Annotated in this window: 1 protein-coding gene; it reads left to right on the top strand. The window is 39.0% G+C overall.

Features of this window, described 5'->3' with window-relative positions; genetic code table 11:
• Window positions 1-75: 75 nt before the first annotated feature.
• Window positions 76-831, top strand: a 756-nt coding sequence (gene iscB / locus PL8927_RS27795; RefSeq protein WP_197047598.1) for an RNA-guided endonuclease IscB, incomplete at its 3' end; no start/stop codon positions are given.

Genomic DNA, 831 nt, shown 5'->3' with positions numbered 1-831 from the left:
AGACAGTGTTGTTAACCTAACAAGTTCAGAAAACCTTGGCGAAGCGAACATTACCCTAGAAATAGGAGTCATTTTATGTCCAATTACGTCTTTGTAATTGCTCCGAATAAACAACCTCAAAGCCCAATACATCCTGCTCAAGCTCGATTGTTATTGAATCAAGGTCAAGCTGCTGTTTATCGTCGTTATCCGTTTACTATTATCTTAAAGGAGTCAAAACCCGAACCAGAAATACAACAAATAACCCTCAAAATTGATCCGGGTTCAAAAACCACTGGAATTGCATTAGTTCAAGGAAACAAAGTAATTTGGGGTGCAGAATTAACCCATCGGGGTCAAACGATTAAAATGTCTTTGGAATCTCGACGTTCATTGCGTCGATCAAGAAGAAACCGTAAAACTCGCTATCGTCAGGCACGGTTTTTGAATCGTACCCGACAAAAAGGTTGGTTAGCACCCAGTCTTCAACATCGAGTAGAAACAACTCTAACTTGGGTCAGTAAACTAATTAGGTTTGCACCCATTCGTTCAATTGTTCAAGAGTTAGTCAGATTTGACTTGCAGCAACTTGAAAATCCTGAAATCTCTGGGATTGAGTACCAACAAGGAGAGTTACAGGGATACGAAGTTCGACAATATTTACTGGAAAAATGGAGTAGAAAATGTGCTTACTGTGGGGTTGAAAATGTCCCCTTAGAAGTAGAACATATTCACCCTAAATCCCAAGGTGGAACTGACCGAATTTCTAATCTTGCTATTGCTTGTCATGACTGTAATCAAAAGAAAGGAAATCAAGATATTCAAGATTTCCTATCAGGTAAACCTAACTTA

This window comes from Planktothrix serta PCC 8927 (assembly GCF_900010725.2).
GTDB lineage: Bacteria > Cyanobacteriota > Cyanobacteriia > Cyanobacteriales > Microcoleaceae > Planktothrix > Planktothrix serta.
This window is presented reverse-complemented; position numbering and strand designations above follow the sequence as displayed.